Genomic DNA, 14867 nt, shown 5'->3' on the forward strand with positions numbered 1-14867 from the left:
TGCGTCAGAAGAAATGGCGCACACCCGCCATCACGCCATTCTGCGTGCGCCCCGCGCCCACCGTGCCGCCCGCGTCCAGCGCCACGGCGGCCGCGCCATCATTGTCCATGCGGCCGATGGCGGCGTAGATGGCCGTGCGTCTGGACAGGTGATAGGTCAGGCGCGCGGTGGCCAGGGTGGCATCGTTCGGGCTATCCTTGATGGCCAGTTTGGCCACCTGGCCATCGAGCACCAGCGCGGGCGCGACGGGCCACGCGGCGCCGAAATACAGCAGTTGCGAGTCGACGGGGCCCGTGGCGGCGCGTATGGTGCGGTCGATGATGCCGCCGCCCAGCTTTAACTGGCCGAGCATGGCGTAGGCGCTGGCGATCACGCGGCGGTCGAAGTGGCGGCTCGACGTCAGGCCGTTGGCCGCGCCCGCGTTACCGTACAGGATGTCGTACGAGGCCGTGGCGCCATAGCGGCCCGTGTCGTAACCGAGCAAGGCGGTGATCTGGCGGCAAGCCTTGGCATTGCCCGCCACTTCGCCCGCGCAGCCAGTGGCGGCCGGCCCGCCCGCCGCCGAGGCATCGCGACCCAGGCTGTAGGTGGCACCCACGGTCACGTCGGAAAACGTGCCCAGGTAGCCGATGGCGTTGTCGCTGCGCGCATTCGGCAGGTACAGATCGAGGCTGCTGATGGAAAACAGGGCCGGGCCCATGATGTCGGACTTTTGCGTGGCCCAGAACGACATATTCATTTGCCGCCCCAGCATCACGCTGCCATAGCGGCCCTTCAAGCCCACATATGACTGGCGGCCGAACAGTCTCCCGCCCTGCCCCACGATGCCGGTATCGACGCCGAATCCCGATTCCAGCGCAAAGACGGCCTGCAGGCCGCCGCCCAGGTCTTCCACGCCCTTGAGGCCGAAGCGCGATGGCAATGAACCCGTCAAGGTGGGCATCTTGGTGACGCTGCCGCCGGCCGCATTGGCATTGCTCGTGTAGGCCAGCGAGCTGTCGAGCACTCCGTACAGGGTGACGCTACCTTGTGCATATGCGGTGCTGCAGGCGCACGCGCCCAGCAGCGCCATGGTGATGGCCTTGGTTTTTTTCATGCTTGTCTCCGTTTTTGTATTTATTTATTCGGCGTCGGGCTGCGCATCCGGGTGCGCTTCGCTGAACGCCGGCAGCGCCTCGCACTGCGCGACGATGCGGCGTATCGTCGGATACAAAGCCAGGTCGCATTGGAAGCGCAGCGCGTTGTACACCTGCGGCACCAGGCAGCAATCGGCCAGGGTCGGCGTGTCGCCATGGCAGAACCGGCCCGTGTGCGGGCTATGCACCAATTCCGCTTCCAGCGCGGCCAGGCCCAGATGGGTCCAGTGCTGGTACCACGTATTCTTCTGCTCCTGCGACAGGGCCAAAGGCCCCGTCAGGTAATTGAGGACGCGCAGGTTATTGAGCGGGTGGATGTCGCAGGCGCACACCATGGCCAGCTGGCGCACGCGGGCGCGGCCCAGGGCATCGGCCGGCAGCAGCTTTTGCCCTGCCTGCGTCTCGTCCAGGTATTCGATGATGGCCAGCGATTGCGTCAGCACGGCGCCGCCGTCCTCCAGCACGGGCAACAGGTGCTGCGGGTTCAGGCTGGAAAACGCCGGCGTGAACTGCTCGCCGCCATTGCGGCTCAGGTGCACATAGGCCGTGTCAGCGTGCAGATTTTTCAGGTTCAGCGCGATGCGCACGCGGTAGGACGCGGAGCTGCGGTAATAGCCATGCAGTTTCATACGGTGCTCTCTTTCAGGGTAGCGGGAACGGCGCTGGCGACAGTCCGGGTGCGTATCAGCCGGCCCATGGCCAGCAAGGCCAGGGACGCCAGCACGGCCGGGATGGCCAGCAAAAAGAAGATGGTTTCGTTATCGAGTTTCAGGGTCAGCATCAGACCGCCGGCCATGGAGCCGAGCACGGAGCCGCTGCGGCCCACGGCGGCGGCCCAGCTGACACCCGTGGCGCGGCTCGACGTGGGGTAAAAGGCGGCGGCCAGCGCATTGGCGCCCACTTGCGAGCCGCTGACGCCAAAGCCCACGCCAAACACGGCCAGCACCAGCAGGGCCAGGCTGCTGCCCGACAGGGCCACGACGACGATGCAGCCGGCGGCGGCCAGGTAGGCGATGCTCAGCACTTTATGCGGGCTGTAGCGGTCCATCCAGCGCCCCAGCAGGATGGCGCCGACGGTGCCGCCCACCTGGAACATCATCGTCACGAGCGAAGCGTTCGACAGGGACAGGCCATTGCCATTCAACAGAGTCGGCATCCAGCTCGACAGCAAATAGATAATCAATAAACTCATGAAAAACGTGGACCACAGCAGCAAGGTGCCGCCGATCACGCCGGGACGGAACAATTCGGCCATGGGCGAGCCGGCGAGTTTTTTATCGCTGACGACGAGGCGCGGCAAGGCGGCCAGGGTGGGCGCAATGCGGCGCACGATGTTCAGCACCACGCTGCCGTCGCGGCCCTTGAGCACCAGCCAGCGCAAGGACTCCGGCAGCGCCAGCAGCAGCACGGGCACCAGCAGCAGCGGCAAGGCGCCGCCCAGCACCAGCACGCCGCGCCAGCCGATCAGGTGCAGCAGCTGCGCCGAGGCCAGTCCGCCCAGCGCGGAACCGATGGTAAAGCCGCAGAACATCATCGTCACCAGACCGGAACGGCGCTGCTGCGGGCAGTATTCGGACGTCATGGTCACGGAAGTGGGCATGGCGCCGCCGAGGCCCAGCCCCGTCAAGAAGCGCAGCACCAGCAGCATCGTCAGATCCGTCGACCAGGCCGACAGCAGGCTGGCGGCGCCGAAAAACGCCACGGAGACGATCAGCACGGGACGCCGGCCATAGCGGTCGGCCAGGGGACCGAACAAAAACGATCCCGCCATCAAGCCAAACAGGCCCGCGCCGAACAGGGGCGCCAGCGCGGCTGGGGTCAAGCCCCATTCGGCGCGGATGGCGGGCGCGATGAAGCCGATCGAGGCCGTGTCGAAACCGTCGATGGCGACGATCAGAAAGCATAGCCAGAGGATCAGCTTCTGGTAGCGGGAAAACGGGTGCTGGTCGAGGAATTGCTGGACGTCGGTACTGGCGTGGGTAGTCATGGTCTTGTCTCCGTTGTTATTGTTCGCTTGGGCTGCGCGATCTGTGCCGCGCTGGCCCGGTGGTTTTACTTGACGGCGACGGTGATCGGCGTCAGCCCGGCGATGCGCGCCGCCATGGTTTGCCCGCTGGTGACGGCGCCCACGCATTCGGGCGTGCCCGTCATGATGATGTCGCCCGGCTGCAGCTCGAACAGCGTGGACAGATTGGCGATGACTTCATTGACGGACCAGATCAGGTGCGTCAGGTCGCTCGTCTGCACGACCTTGCCGTCGACTTCCAGCACGATGGCGCCCGTGGTGATCTCGCCGCTGTCGGCCATCGACGTGAGCGCGCCGATGGGCGCCGAATAGTCGAAGGCCTTGCCGATTTCCCATGGCCGCCCCTGTTCGCGCATGCGCATCTGCAGGTCGCGCCGCGTCATGTCCAGGCCCACGCCGTAGCCGAAGATGTGCGAGGCCGCGTCCTCCAGGGCGATATTGCTGCCGCCCTTGCCGATGGCGACCACCAGCTCGATCTCGTGGTGGTAGTTCGACGTCTGCTCCGGATACGGCACGCTGGCCGTCACGCCGGGCAGCACGGGCACGACGGACTTGTCGTCATTCGGCTTGCAAAAGAAGAATGGCGGTTCGCGGTCGGGGTCAAAACCCATTTCGCGCGCATGGGCGGCGTAGTTGCGGCCCACGCAGTAGATGCGGCGTACGGGGAACTGCGCGTCCGTGCCAAGGATGGGCAGGCCGGCGATGGTTTGGGGGGCGAAGATGAAGTTGGTCATGATTTTTAGTGGTCCGTTGAGGGAAATTGAAATCTGGGGTCAGTCCCTGCGGGATCGGAATGCGTCCCACTGGGACGCATTCCCCCGGCGGGTCTGACCCCGGCATTTAGTCAGTCAAAAACTGCTCGCGCAGCACGCCCATGGCAAGCTGCACGGGGCGGTCGGAAAAACTGAACAGCACGACGTCGTCCTGCGGGCAGTCGAAGGAGACGACGGCCCATGACGGCACGACGAAGGTGTCGCGCGGGGCGAAGTCGAATACCTGCGCGCCTATCGTCACCTTGCCGTGGCCTTCGACGACGCTGTAGACGGTGCCGTCGGTGCTGCGCGCTCGCTTGCCCTTGAAACCCTTGGGCAGCAGCTGCATGAAGGTGGCCATGGTGGGCATGGGCGAGCCGCCCGTCAGCGGGTTCACGTATTTGAGCTTGTAGCCGTGCCAGTCGTCGATGGCGTCCGTGCGCGACAGCAGGTCCAGCGCTTCGCGCGAGCGGGCATACGGGTAGTTGAAGATGGGCGAGGTGGCGCCCTGGTGCAGCGACTTGACGGGTGCCATGTTGTAGCCGTAGCGGGCGAAGCTCTGGCCTTCCGGACGGCTGACGGACTGGCTGTCCTGCGTATCGTTTTCCGCGAAACCCGAGTCGAAATAGCGCAGCATGGGAATATCGAGGCCATCGAGCCAGACGACCGGCTCACTCACGCCATCGACGCCGAGGTTGCCATGGTCATGCCAGGTCCACGACGGGGTGATGATGAAGTCGCCCGGGTGCATGGTGGTGCGCTCGCCCGCCACCGTCGTATAGGCGCCCTGCCCGCTCACGACAAAGCGCAGCGCCGACTGGCTGTGGCGGTGCGAAGGCGCCACTTCGCCGGGCAAAATCAGCTGCAGGCCCGCGTACAGCGATTGCGTGATCGACGAGCGGCCCGGCAAGGCCGGGTTTTCCAGCACGAGGACTCTGCGCACGGCTTCGTGGGCCGTGATGACTTCGCCGGCGCGCGCCAGCTGGGGCGCGATATCCGCATAGCGCCACAGGGCCGCCGCATACGGCGCCGTCGGATGCTGCGGCACCAGGGTGTGCAGGGATTGCCACAGCGGCGACAGATGCATGCCGCTCAGGGCTGCATATAAGGCTTCGCGTGCGGGCGTTGGATGGGACGTCATGCTGCCTCCTTCTCGGTGGTGGCCAGGCAGTTGTGCGCCGTCCAGCCATACAGCCAGGCCAGCGCTTCATAAAATTGCGCGGGCGTGCGGCCGCGCCACAGCTCATTGCGCACCAGGCGCTCAACGCCTTTGGCGTGGTACAGCCGGCCCATTTCGCGCGCCGACAGCACGACCCTCGCCGTGCGGGCGATGCGCGAGCTTTGATACAGCTGGAAGGCGGCGGCCATGTCGAAGCCGCAGGCGCGCACGGCTTCGCCCAGGGTGACGGCGTCTTCCAGCGCCATGCAGGCGCCCTGCGCCAGGTATTGCAGCATCGGGTGGGCCGAGTCGCCCAGCAGGGTCATGCGCTTGGTGCTCCAGTTGGCGACGGGGTCGCGGTCGGCCGTGCTCCAGCGTTTCCAACTGGTCGGCTTGTGCAGCAGCTGGCGCGGCTGATCATGCACGCCGTCGAAGTAGGACAGCACTTCTTCCTTGCTGCCGTCCGTGACGCTCCACTGTTCCTGCTCGCGGCTGTGGAAAGTCACCACCAGGTTGTATTGCTCGCCATTGCGCAGCGGGTAGTGCACGAGGTGGCAGTTCGGCCCGGCCCAGACGACGGGCGCATTCCAGCGCAGGTCGGCCGGCATGTCGGCGGCCGGCACCACGGCGCGGTACACCACGTGGCCGGAAACGCGCACCTGGTCGCCCACTATGCGCTCGCGGATGACGGACTTGACGCCATCGCAGCCGATCAGCGCATCGGCGCGGAAGCTGCGCCCCGCCGCATCGAGCACGGTGACACCATCGGCGTCTTCCACAACCTGCGTCACGTGCGAGGACGTCACAAACGTGATCAGCGGCGAAGTGCGCACCGCGTCGAGAATGGCGCCGTGGATGTCGGCCCGGTGGATGACGGCGTAGGGATTGCTGAAGCGCTCGCGGAAGGCCGCATCGACGACAAAGGTGCCAACCTCGCTCGCATCGACGGCGTCCATCATCACCAGGCGTTCCGTGAAGACGGCCTTGGCACGCGTGCGTTCGCCCACGCCCAGCGCGTCGAGCGCGGCGAAGGCGTTGGGCGCCAGCTGGATGCCGGCGCCGATCTCGCCCAAAGTGGCAGCCTGTTCCAGTACGGTGACGGCCAGCCCCAGGCGCGACAGGGACAGCGCGGCGGCCATGCCGCCGATGCCGCCGCCGACGATCAAGACCGACGGTTTGTGGGTAGCTTCCATTTCTTTCCTCCAATTGATCTGTGTGCTTGCGCAATGCACGTTTGCCGTGCTCTTGGTATGGCAAACAGTGTGCCGACAGGTCAATATTTGGTAAAGCGATGGAATACAATAACAACAATCACATTTTTAAATAATGGTGGAATCCTCTTATGTCGCGCTTCGATATCGAACTGCTGTTCATCTTTGACGAGATCTATAAAAGCCGCAATGTGACGCGCGCGGCGGAAAACCTGGGTTTGCCGCAATCGACGGTGAGCATCGGCCTGGGGAAACTGCGCACGCATTTCGGCGACCGCCTGTTCGCGCGCACCTCGAAAGGCATGGAACCGACGCCGCGCGCGCAGAACGCGGTGCAGGACGTGCGCGCCGCGATTGCCGCCTGGCAGCATGCGCTGGCCGACCAGCCCGTGTTCGACCCGGCCGCCAGCACGCGCGAATTTGCCATCTGCATGACGGATATCAGTGAAATCGTGCTGCTGCCCACGCTGCTCAACCACCTGCAGCAGATCGGCCCCCACATCACCCTGGACGTGTCGAAGATCGCCACTGACACGCCGGCGCGCCTGGAAGGCGGCGAAGTGGACCTGGCCGTGGGCTTCATGCCGCACCTGGAATCGGGGTTTTATCAGCAGAAACTATTCGACCAGCATTTCGTCTGCCTGGTGGCCAGCAGCCACCCGCGCATCCGCGACACGATGACGGCGGAAGAGTTCCTGCAAGAGGGGCATATCGAAGTGAAAAGCTCGGGCACGGGCCACTCCATCGTGGAAAAGGTGCTGGCGGCGGCCGGCGTGCAGCGGCGCATCGTGCTGAAACTGCCCAGCTTCCTCGGCGTGTCGCGCATCGTCGCCGAAACCGAGTACATCGTCACGGTACCGTACCGCTACGCGCTGCAGATGCAGGACCACGAAGCGTTCCGCATCCTGCCCCTGCCCGTGGCGCTGCCCAGCTTCTCAGTCAAGCAGCACTGGCACGAGCGCTACCATGAAGATGCGTCGAACCGCTGGCTGCGCCAGACGATGGCGCAGCTGTTTGGGGCGGGTGATGGAACAACGTTGCCTATTGAGTAATTTTTCCCCATACTGGCAAGCCGTGTCCTTGCATTCCATTGATTGAACATGCTCATCAGCCTGCGCCCCGTCACCGTCGACAATTTTGACCTCATCAGCGACCTGCCTTTGCTGCCCCAGCAACGCGACTATCTGGCCAGCAACGACTATTCCATCGCGCAAGCGAGTTTCCACCCCGCCATCCTGCATACGCGCGCCGTGTATGGCGACGAGGAAGTGATCGGCTTCCTGATGTTCGTCTCGCCCGACGCCGATGATCCGCCCGGACACTACCAGATCTGGCGCTTCATGATCGATCACCGGCGCCAGGGGCAAGGCCATGGCCGCGCCGCCCTCACCCTGGCGCTGGCGGAAATCCGCGCCCGCCCGGACGCGCGCAGCATCGAAATTTGCTACAAGCCCAGCAATGCCAACGCGAAACAGTTCTATGCCAGCATGGGTTTCGTGGAAAAAGGCTTGGATGCCGATGGCAATGACATGCTGGCCGTCATTCAGCTAGCTCCGGCCTGACTGGGCATGGCAGGCAAGAATGGGCAAACTACGCTAAGCTGCACCCGCCCCACCACTTTACAAGGACCACCATGACCCTGATCGTCGTTGCCACCATCGATGCCCAAGCTGACCATATCGACACCGTGCGCGCCGCCCTGGAAGCCGTCGTTACGCCTAGCCGCGCGGAAAGCGCCTGCCTGCGCTACGACTTGCACCTCGACAACAAGATTCCCACGCGCTTCATCATGCTGGAAGAATGGAGCGACCAGGATGCGCTGACGGCGCATTACGCGACGCCCCACTTCAAGGCGCTGGTGGCCGCCGTGGGCGACAAGACCGTCAAGATCGACGTGGCCGAGTTGAGCAAGCTGAAGTAACCGCACGGCAGCGTTCAATCGCGCGTTCCCCAAAGAAAGTTGCCACTTATAATGTGGCAACTTTCTTTTATGGCCATCATGACACCATTTTCCTCGATACGCGGCGCCGCAGCGGCAGCCGCCATGACACTTTGCGCTGGCGCCTTCGCGCAAGCGCCCATGCCCAAGCTCGTGGGCGAATACAATCTGCTCTCGTCGAAGACCGTGCCGCCCAGCAACTGGGGCTATTCCAAGGCCCGTGTTTCAATCAAACAACTCGACGACCATCACTTGCTGATCCTGCTTGCCTGCGAGTGGAAACGCGAGCCGAAGGCCGTCTGCGGCGACTATTTCTATGCCCAGTGGCGCGACGACGGCCTGTATCTGCAGGACATGAACACGTTTGCCATGCGCCTGTACTTCGATCCCGCCACGCGCAAGCTCACCATCATTTCGCGCGGCGCCGACGCCAGGCAAAGCGTGCGCCACGAAGTGTTCGGCACGACGACCGAGCCGCTGGTCGACACCGCCCTCGTGCGGCGCATGAAGCGCGAACAATCGAATGCCGACAGCAAGGAAAACCGGCGCGTGTTCGGGCCCTACACCAAGTGGCAGTATCAGGAAAACCGCATCGAATTCCAGCGCCAGGACTTGACGGCACCGTGATGGCGCGCCTGATCCAGCCCCTGCGGCGCCAGCTGCTGCGCCTGACTGGTGCCCTGCTATGCTCTCCCGTGCTCGCGCGCGCGGCCGGCGGCGGCCTGCCCGACGCAGTGCGCCAGCGCATCCTGGCCACCCTCGACGCTCCGCTGCCCACCGTGCTCAATGTGCACCATCTGGCGCTGATACGGCGTTTCAACATCGGCTGGTCGCCCGTGGAAAGCGGCGCGCCCATGCTCAATCCGGTCTACCCGCTGGGCAAAGGCGATACCCTGCAACTGGCCATGCAAGCCATCGCCAGCAAGGATGCGGCACTGGCCGCCCAGCGCCTGATGGAGGCGGCGCTGCTGCTGCCCCACTTCGTGCAGATGGCCGACCTGAAGCCGGGCAGCTATGCCAACGGCAAGGCGCCGTTTACCTTGACTGCCCGGCATCTGACGCTGCTGCGGCAACAGTCGTGGATGACGCTGGAAATGCTGGGCATGGGCGTGGAAGACTACCTGGCCGAAGGCTTTTGGCCCACCCCGTCCGTCGACGGCAAGCGCCCGTATGGCGACTTCACGAATTACCCGGTGGAAATGGCACAGGCGCTGGGCCTGCCCGTGCGCAAGGAAGCGGACGGCAGCCTGGCCATCACGCCCGCGCTGAGAATGGAACTGCAAGCGCTGCACCAGCAGACCATGGCGGCGCTGCAAGTATTCGTGCGGGAAGCGGGCTTGCGGCGCAATACGGTCTGAAGCGTAACCGGCTTCCTGTCGTTTACGTAAGCCCCCCCCGGCCGAATATTATCCCAGCCGATGAGCAGCCCCCACCGCCGTCCGACGCGGTACCGAAGCGTGACATTTGCCCTCACATTTAGACGCATGGCAGCTTGTTTTCTAGCCTTCAATCTGATTTCCCTCTTGTCGCGGTCTGCCTGGACTGGAAGCAATTGGCAGGCCCATCCTCGAATCCAATCATTTTTGGTGGCGACGGTTCTTTTCTGTGAGCATATGTCAACACACGCAATGCGACAGATAGCGGCACGCCATTTGTTCGCAAGTATTTTGCTGCCACTGCAGTGCCAAGCATTTCCTGGAAAATAATCGCAACGTCTATTTTTTGTGCGGTCAATGCATCGATCCGTCTTCGGCGATCAAGCTCCTCTTGCGCCAGGCCACTGATGTAATTTTTATTTACCATGTAAATTTATGTTAAGTAGAGACAAATAATCGCCACTTGCGCCTGTGGTAGCGCAATGATGCGGGACTGGATTCAATCATCCTTTTCCAGCCTCTTGCGTATCTCTGCCCTGACCCTGTGAATACGGCTTCGCACTGTTCCCATAGGGCATCCCATCTTTATTGCAATCTCACCGTAGCTCATTCCATCATTCTCACGTAGCAATAATGCCTTTTTCAACAGAGGTGGCAAGTTGGCGATCAATCCAACAATCTCCCGCCCAGTTTCCGTTGCAATACATATTTCTTCTGGACTATTTTCATTAGAAAGATTGAATGCATCAACAGCATCCTTCATGCCGTTGAATGAGAAAAATATACGTGATTCAATCTCCAATTCATTAGAATAATATTTTTCGATACTATGCATGGCTATTGAGTACAACCATGCATATAACGTCGAATAGCTACGACATTCTTTAAACCATAGAAATGCATTGAGAAAGATAATCTGAACCATATCATCGATATCTTGCCTATGATGAACATGATGACTTACTAAACTTCTCATATGAACACTGTATTTGACATAGAGCGTATGAAATGCCGATGTATCCCCGACACAAATTCTTTCCCTTATGAAATTTTCATTATTTTCAAGCATGAATTGCTCATCAACACCAAGGATGAGCTTGCATCCTAGCAGCAAGAATTTATCCTGAGATCAATACACCAATAATCTTGATTTATATCAAATTAAAAAAGTATCATCGGAAAATTAATTAAATAAATACTTTCCAAAGACAACAATTAAAATTGGAAATTATTTTTCCTCTCTGCAACACAATTTATCCATAAAGAAATTTTAATTTATTTTTCGAAAACATTTTTTCATTTTGGAAATTTTTCAGGAATTTATTGATGTGCTCGTTTTCGTGTGCGGCGAAAAATTTTTATATAGTAATATTTAAAAAATTTACGCACCTGGCTGAGCATTTTTGATGATTAAAAATACAAGAACTTCATACGTCATCGAGTTCACGCAGCGAACGACGCGGGTATTAAGGTCGCTCGATGTCGATTCTGGCCGAATGAAGATTGATATAAAAGACACGACGATGCCGTTCGACACGCGCATAGTTGATGCCTGGGTCTGCATGGAAGACGGTGTCCTGTGGCTGGAGCATGAAACGGAAGGGGAGCAAACGGTGAAAATCAGACTTGCTAAAGTGCTACGTTGGTCACGTCAGCCCAGATGGTAGCCAAACTGCAGACGTCACTCTGCAATTCGACGCCTGTTCCCATCATATAATCTACTGGCCCACCCCATCCGTCGACGGCAAGCGCCCGTATGGCGACTTCACGAATTACCCGGTGGAAATGGCACAGACGCTGGGCTTGCCCGTGCGCAAGGAAGCGGACGGCAGCCTGGCCATCACGCCCGCGCTGAGAACGGAACTGAAAGCGCTGCACCAGCAGACCATGCCGGCGCTGCAAGTGTTCGTGCGGGAAGCGGGCTTGCGGCGCAATACACTATGAAGCCGGCGGGCATCAAGGCCACAAGCATCGCAGCTATCGCTCCAGGCTCTCGCCGCTCACTCCTTATCCAGGAAAAATCCGACAGGAAACAGGCACTTGAGTTCCGCGCGCCGTCGTAAAAACATTGGGAAATTATTTTCAACATCTTCAATACGTTCCGTTACCCTGACCAGGATACCCTCACCCATCTGTTCCACGAAAAATCCAGCAGCCAGCAGCCGCTCCACATCGATGCGCGGACAAAAATCTGGCCCATAGAACATGGCCCACGCTGCTTCCGGAATGTCCGGCCTGAGGGACGCATTGAACGATCCCAGGCGAAAACTATCGTAGCGGCCGAGGCTTGCCAATTCAAGTGGAACGAAGGGATGCAGCATCGCGATCTGAGGCGGAAAGATATGGCACCACTGCTTGAAGAGCATGTGGAAATCGACGTTCTGGCTATACGCTGACGTGAAACTCACGCCACCGGGTACGATCTGGCCACGGATATTACGCTTTGTGTGACTCACATAGCCGGTGGACTTGATGGCTTTTTTTCGTCGCCATGCGAATTCTTCCGCCACTTCAAACATGCCGCCGTCAAAACGCAAGGTACAAGGTGCTGCCCAGCACTCTTCCATCGCCATTTTTCCGGCGTAAGATTCGGTGAATTTATCCGGATTATGCGATATCTGCTCCGGCAAGAGCAATCCGGCGTGCTCCTCCAGCGTGCCGATGAACTGTTCGCCAACCGCCCATGACTCCGTGGGCGCCTTCGTGCGTATGGTAAGTTGAATATATGGTTTCACGCGTTAGCGGCTTTCCAGAAGTACTGCGTCCCCCAACCCCATCGACACAGCGGATTAACCTTGCGGTGCAGGCGCCGGCTGCGGATTCGGCGCAGGCACAGGCGCCGGCTCCGGCACCGCCTTGCCATGCGTGTCCTGCTCGCCTTCGGCCGGCACGGCCAGCGGCGCTGGCGGCACGCCTTCCTGCAGCAAGTCTCCCGGCTCTTCCACCGGCTCGTCCTGCGGCTCATCGACCGGTTCCACATGGCGCAGCGGTGGCGGTGGCTTGCCGCCGGGGAAGATGGCGTCGCGCGACAGCTTGCCCGTGTCCAGCGCCGTCTTGAAGAAGTCGCCCACTACCAGCACGGCGTTGTGGCCGCCCTGGCCCCAGTAATTGCTGCGCATGGTGACGCGCGCGTCATTGAAGCCCACCCAGGCGCCGCCCACCAGTTGCGGATGCATCAAAATGAACCAGCCGTCCGCATTGTTTTGCGTGGTGCCGCTCTTGCCGGCCACGTCGGAGCGGATGCCGAAGCGGCTGCGGATGGCCGTGCCCGTGCCGCGGTCGATGACGCCGCGCATCATGTCGGTCAGGGTGGCCGCCGATGCCGGCTGCATGGCGCGCTGGGGCTTGTCTTCGCCGAAACGGGCGATGACCTTGCCTTCGCGGTCCGTGATGTGCGTGACGACGAACGGCAAACGCGCCTCGCCCTGCGCCGCGATGCTGGCGTAGGCGTTGACCATTTCCAATAATGTGACGGGACTGGTACCCAGCGCCAGGGACGGCACTTTTTCCAGCTTGCTGTCGCGGATGCCGAGCGCGCGCGCCAGTTTGATGATCGGCGGCAAGCCCACGTCCTGCATCACTTGCGCCGTGATCGTGTTTTTCGAGTACACGAGGCCGTCGCGCATGGTCATGTCGCGTCCCGTGGTACCGCTCATGTCGGTCGGGCGCCATTTGGTGCCGTCGGCCGCCTTGATATCCATCACTTCATCGCGGTAGACGTGGTCAGGGCTTAAACCCTTTTCCAGCGCCGCGCCATACACGATGGGTTTGAAGGTGGAACCGGGCTGGCGCGCCGCCTGCGACACGTGGTCGAATTGCTCGCGCGCAAAGTCGCGGCTGCCCACCCAGGCGCGCACGGCGCCCGTGGCCGGGTCCATGGCCGCAAAACCCGCTTCCAGGCGCGTCTTCGACTTGCGCAAGGCCGCCATGAAGGCGCGGTCGCCCTTCAGTTGCGCCAGCGCCGCCTCGGGCGTGCTGCCGGCCGCCGTCAGCTTGCGGTAGTCGGCCGACTCGCGCACGAAGGCATCGAGCAGGGCCGGACGCGATTTCCAGAAATACTCGAAGGCCACGCTGCCAGCCTGCATGCCCGCGTACATGCCCGTCGACGTGGACGATGGCACGCCCGCGCGGCTCCATTCCACATCGGCAATCGCCTGCAAGGCATTCGCCTGGCGTTCGACGGCGCGCTCGGCCGCCTGCTGCAAATCGTGGTCGAGCGTGGTGTGCACCACCAGGCCATCGCGCTCCAGGTTGTAATCGTTCTCGTCGGCCCAGTCGATCAGCCACTTGCGCACATAGGCCGTGAAATGGCTGTCCGATTGTGCCCGCTCGCTCTGGCGCTCGAAATGCAGGCGCAGCGGACGCTTGATCAACTGTTTATAGCGCGCCTCGTCGATGACGTCGTGCTTGCGCATCTGCCCCAGCACCACATTGCGCCGCTGCAGGGAACGCTCGGGATTACCCACGGGATTATAGTAATTCGTGCCCTTGAGCATGCCGACCAGGGTGGCGCTTTCCAGGATGTCGAGGCGCGAGGCGGGCTTGTCGAAATAGGTGCGGGCCGCCATTTCGATGCCGTAAGTGTTGTACAGGAAGGGTACCGTATTCAAATACGCTTCCAGGATTTCCGTCTTGCTGTAGGTGGCCTCGATTTTCAGGGCCGTGATCAGCTCCTTCAGCTTGCGGTTCAGGTTGCGCGAACGGCCGATTTCCTCGGGGAACATATTGCGCGCCAGCTGCTGCGTGATGGTGGAACCACCCTGGGGATTGCCGCCGGCCGTGTGCAGGATGGCGCCCGCCGTGCGCGTGAAGTCGATGCCGTGGTGTGCGTAGAAACGGTGGTCTTCCGTCGAGATCAAGGCGCTGATCACGTTCGGCGAAATCTGTTTCAAGGTGACCCGTTCCTGCAAGCCCTGGTCGAAACGCACCAGTTCCTTGCCGTCGGTGCTGACCATGGTGCTCGGTGCGGCCGCGCGCGCCTGGCGCAAATCGTGGATGCTGGGCGTCAAGGGGATCAGCAGCAGCAGGTATAAAATCACCAGCGCCAGCACGGCCAAAAATGACCATAAGGCCAGCACCAGCGCGCGCCGCACGGGCGGCAAGGTCATCAAGTGCGCATGGCCGCGCCGGTACAGCGCCACTGCTTTTACCCACGCCAGCCCTGCCACACGCACGACCTGCGCGCGCGCCAGTATCCACGCCTGCCGTGCTTTTTCCTGAAACTGCTCCATGCCTGATGCCATGCTTGTAACCTTGTCTGATGCCGGA

General features: G+C 61.4%; 17 protein-coding genes. 7 read left to right on the forward strand and 10 right to left on the reverse strand.

Annotated features, from left to right (window positions below; translation table 11 throughout):
• Positions 1-4: 4 nt before the first annotated feature.
• The 6 genes from CLU91_RS05065 to CLU91_RS05090 form a co-directional block, all read right to left on the reverse strand.
• Entirely contained in the window at positions 5-1096 is a 1092-nt protein-coding gene (locus CLU91_RS05065) for a porin (RefSeq protein WP_100873270.1), read from the reverse strand.
• Positions 1097-1120: 24 nt separating this feature from the next.
• Positions 1121-1765 carry a maleylacetoacetate isomerase gene (gene maiA / locus CLU91_RS05070; RefSeq protein ID WP_100873271.1) on the reverse strand — a complete coding sequence of 215 codons (645 nt, stop codon included), beginning with the start codon at positions 1763-1765 and terminating at the stop codon, positions 1121-1123.
• Positions 1762-3123: an MFS transporter gene (locus tag CLU91_RS05075; RefSeq protein WP_100873272.1), complete on the reverse strand. Its 1362-nt coding sequence runs from the start codon at positions 3121-3123 to the stop codon at positions 1762-1764. Before CLU91_RS05075 ends, maiA begins: the two co-directional genes overlap by 4 nt.
• Before the next feature lie 65 nt (positions 3124-3188).
• Positions 3189-3896: a fumarylacetoacetate hydrolase family protein gene (locus tag CLU91_RS05080; RefSeq protein WP_100873273.1), complete on the reverse strand. Its 708-nt coding sequence runs from the start codon at positions 3894-3896 to the stop codon at positions 3189-3191.
• A 106-nt stretch (positions 3897-4002) separates the two neighbouring features.
• Positions 4003-5055: a gentisate 1,2-dioxygenase gene (gtdA, locus tag CLU91_RS05085; RefSeq protein WP_100873274.1), complete on the reverse strand. Its 1053-nt coding sequence runs from the start codon at positions 5053-5055 to the stop codon at positions 4003-4005.
• Positions 5052-6266 (reverse strand): 3-hydroxybenzoate 6-monooxygenase, encoded by a 1215-nt coding sequence (locus CLU91_RS05090; RefSeq protein WP_100873275.1) that lies wholly within the window; start codon positions 6264-6266, stop codon positions 5052-5054. The genes gtdA and CLU91_RS05090 overlap by 4 nt, the downstream gene beginning before the upstream one ends.
• Positions 6267-6415: 149 nt before the next feature.
• Here CLU91_RS05090 and CLU91_RS05095 point away from each other — a divergent pair, with 149 nt between their 5' ends.
• The 5 genes from CLU91_RS05095 to CLU91_RS05115 all read left to right on the forward strand — a co-directional run bounded on the left by CLU91_RS05095 (position 6416) and on the right by CLU91_RS05115 (position 9581).
• Complete coding sequence (locus tag CLU91_RS05095; protein ID WP_100873276.1) at positions 6416-7336, forward strand: LysR family transcriptional regulator; 921 nt, start codon at positions 6416-6418, stop codon at positions 7334-7336.
• 48 nt (positions 7337-7384) lie between these two features.
• A complete protein-coding gene (locus CLU91_RS05100; RefSeq protein ID WP_100873277.1) occupies positions 7385-7846 on the forward strand; it encodes a GNAT family N-acetyltransferase in 462 nt (153 codons plus the stop codon).
• Positions 7847-7917: 71 nt separating this feature from the next.
• On the forward strand, positions 7918-8205 hold the full coding sequence (locus CLU91_RS05105; RefSeq protein WP_100873278.1) for a putative quinol monooxygenase: 288 nt from the start codon (positions 7918-7920) through the stop codon (positions 8203-8205).
• A 78-nt stretch (positions 8206-8283) separates the two neighbouring features.
• Positions 8284-8850: a hypothetical protein gene (locus CLU91_RS05110; protein WP_100876591.1), complete on the forward strand. Its 567-nt coding sequence runs from the start codon at positions 8284-8286 to the stop codon at positions 8848-8850.
• Positions 8850-9581 carry a hypothetical protein gene (locus tag CLU91_RS05115; RefSeq protein WP_100873279.1) on the forward strand — a complete coding sequence of 244 codons (732 nt, stop codon included), beginning with the start codon at positions 8850-8852 and terminating at the stop codon, positions 9579-9581. Before CLU91_RS05110 ends, CLU91_RS05115 begins: the two co-directional genes overlap by 1 nt.
• 148 nt (positions 9582-9729) lie before the next feature.
• On the opposite strand, the gene CLU91_RS27775 is transcribed toward CLU91_RS05115, so the two are convergent.
• The gene (locus CLU91_RS27775) at positions 9730-10026 is read right to left on the reverse strand and encodes a hypothetical protein (protein ID WP_157814604.1); all 297 of its coding nucleotides are present in this window, start codon (positions 10024-10026) and stop codon (positions 9730-9732) included.
• A gap of 72 nt (positions 10027-10098) precedes the next feature.
• Entirely contained in the window at positions 10099-10668 is a 570-nt protein-coding gene (locus CLU91_RS05120) for a sigma-70 family RNA polymerase sigma factor (RefSeq protein ID WP_157814605.1), read from the reverse strand.
• Between the two features lie 337 nt (positions 10669-11005).
• On the opposite strand from CLU91_RS05120, the gene CLU91_RS28395 reads away from it, so the two are divergent.
• Together CLU91_RS28395 and CLU91_RS27780 are read left to right on the forward strand one after the other, a co-directional pair.
• On the forward strand, positions 11006-11266 hold the full coding sequence (locus tag CLU91_RS28395) for a hypothetical protein (RefSeq protein ID WP_100873281.1): 261 nt from the start codon (positions 11006-11008) through the stop codon (positions 11264-11266).
• A gap of 118 nt (positions 11267-11384) precedes the next feature.
• Positions 11385-11543: a hypothetical protein gene (locus CLU91_RS27780; RefSeq protein ID WP_157814606.1), complete on the forward strand. Its 159-nt coding sequence runs from the start codon at positions 11385-11387 to the stop codon at positions 11541-11543.
• 56 nt (positions 11544-11599) lie between these two features.
• Here CLU91_RS27780 and CLU91_RS05130 read toward each other — a convergent pair whose 3' ends face one another.
• Positions 11600-12334 carry a hypothetical protein gene (locus tag CLU91_RS05130; protein ID WP_100873282.1) on the reverse strand — a complete coding sequence of 245 codons (735 nt, stop codon included), beginning with the start codon at positions 12332-12334 and terminating at the stop codon, positions 11600-11602.
• Between the two features lie 54 nt (positions 12335-12388).
• On the reverse strand, positions 12389-14842 hold the full coding sequence (locus CLU91_RS05135; RefSeq protein WP_100873283.1) for a penicillin-binding protein 1A: 2454 nt from the start codon (positions 14840-14842) through the stop codon (positions 12389-12391).
• Positions 14843-14867: the final 25 nt, after the last annotated feature.

This window comes from Janthinobacterium sp. 64, from assembly GCF_002813325.1.
In the GTDB taxonomy this organism is placed as follows: Bacteria; Pseudomonadota; Gammaproteobacteria; order Burkholderiales; family Burkholderiaceae_D; genus Janthinobacterium.

Bases quoted from the DNA above. Each gene is read 5' to 3' on its own strand.
- CLU91_RS05065 (WP_100873270.1), bottom strand. From the start codon at position 1,096: ATGAAAAAAACCAAGGCCATCACCATGGCGCTGCTGGGCGCGTGCGCC.
- maiA (WP_100873271.1), bottom strand. From the start codon at position 1,765: ATGAAACTGCATGGCTATTACCGCAGCTCCGCGTCCTACCGCGTGCGC.
- CLU91_RS05075 (WP_100873272.1), bottom strand. From the start codon at position 3,123: ATGACTACCCACGCCAGTACCGACGTCCAGCAATTCCTCGACCAGCAC.
- CLU91_RS05080 (WP_100873273.1), bottom strand. From the start codon at position 3,896: ATGACCAACTTCATCTTCGCCCCCCAAACCATCGCCGGCCTGCCCATC.
- gtdA (WP_100873274.1), bottom strand. From the start codon at position 5,055: ATGACGTCCCATCCAACGCCCGCACGCGAAGCCTTATATGCAGCCCTG.
- CLU91_RS05090 (WP_100873275.1), bottom strand. From the start codon at position 6,266: ATGGAAGCTACCCACAAACCGTCGGTCTTGATCGTCGGCGGCGGCATC.
- CLU91_RS05095 (WP_100873276.1), top strand. From the start codon at position 6,416: ATGTCGCGCTTCGATATCGAACTGCTGTTCATCTTTGACGAGATCTAT.
- CLU91_RS05100 (WP_100873277.1), top strand. From the start codon at position 7,385: ATGCTCATCAGCCTGCGCCCCGTCACCGTCGACAATTTTGACCTCATC.
- CLU91_RS05105 (WP_100873278.1), top strand. From the start codon at position 7,918: ATGACCCTGATCGTCGTTGCCACCATCGATGCCCAAGCTGACCATATC.
- CLU91_RS05110 (WP_100876591.1), top strand. From the start codon at position 8,284: ATGACACCATTTTCCTCGATACGCGGCGCCGCAGCGGCAGCCGCCATG.
- CLU91_RS05115 (WP_100873279.1), top strand. From the start codon at position 8,850: ATGGCGCGCCTGATCCAGCCCCTGCGGCGCCAGCTGCTGCGCCTGACT.
- CLU91_RS27775 (WP_157814604.1), bottom strand. From the start codon at position 10,026: ATGGTAAATAAAAATTACATCAGTGGCCTGGCGCAAGAGGAGCTTGAT.
- CLU91_RS05120 (WP_157814605.1), bottom strand. From the start codon at position 10,668: ATGCTTGAAAATAATGAAAATTTCATAAGGGAAAGAATTTGTGTCGGG.
- CLU91_RS28395 (WP_100873281.1), top strand. From the start codon at position 11,006: ATGATTAAAAATACAAGAACTTCATACGTCATCGAGTTCACGCAGCGA.
- CLU91_RS27780 (WP_157814606.1), top strand. From the start codon at position 11,385: ATGGCACAGACGCTGGGCTTGCCCGTGCGCAAGGAAGCGGACGGCAGC.
- CLU91_RS05135 (WP_100873283.1), bottom strand. From the start codon at position 14,842: ATGGCATCAGGCATGGAGCAGTTTCAGGAAAAAGCACGGCAGGCGTGG.